A 506-nucleotide genomic window follows, 5' to 3' on the forward strand; every position below is an offset into this window, starting at 1 on the left:
AGCAACTCGGGCAGCATGGGTGCATCGCCCATGTCGCTGGTGGTGAACTTGGCCGCACGGATTTCCAGGGATTTTTCGTCGATGCCAATGTGGATCTTGCGCCAGATGCGCCGCTTCGTGCCACCATGCTTGCGCCTTCGTCGGGCAAACAGTCCCCCGGACTGTTTGCTGACCCTCCTCAGTCCACTCGCCTTCACCCTCGACCTTGATCCCGGTGCTGTCGACCAGCAGGTGCAATGGGCCGTCTGAACCGCGAGGGGATGTTGACCTTCAAGGTTTTCTGGCGCCGCGACAGCGTGCTGAAGTCCGGCACGTCCCAGTCCAGGCCGGCCGCAACAGGCTCTCGACGAAGCCGCCTCGCCATGGTTGCTCGAACCCGTGGCGCAACATGGCTCGATCTGCCTGAGTGCCATCCCAAACAGCACTTGCATCGTCGGCAGGTCTGGATCGCGGCAGCGCTATAGTCACATTGTCGCCCGCGCCTGCCGGTCGGCGCGGCCTCCCAC

2 pseudogenes are annotated in these 506 nt (G+C 63.4%); both read right to left on the reverse strand.

Annotated features, from left to right (window positions below):
* Window positions 1-328, reverse strand: a pseudogene (locus ASV56_RS25085) (transposase); the annotation flags it as partial.
* Window positions 308-448 (reverse strand): annotated as a pseudogene (locus ASV56_RS25090) (hypothetical protein); the annotation flags it as partial. The pseudogenes ASV56_RS25085 and ASV56_RS25090, both read right to left, overlap by 21 nt.
* Between the last annotated feature and the right edge of the window lie 58 nt (window positions 449-506).

Source organism: Paracoccus aminovorans, assembly GCF_001546115.1.
Taxonomy (GTDB): Bacteria; Pseudomonadota; Alphaproteobacteria; order Rhodobacterales; family Rhodobacteraceae; genus Paracoccus; species Paracoccus aminovorans_B.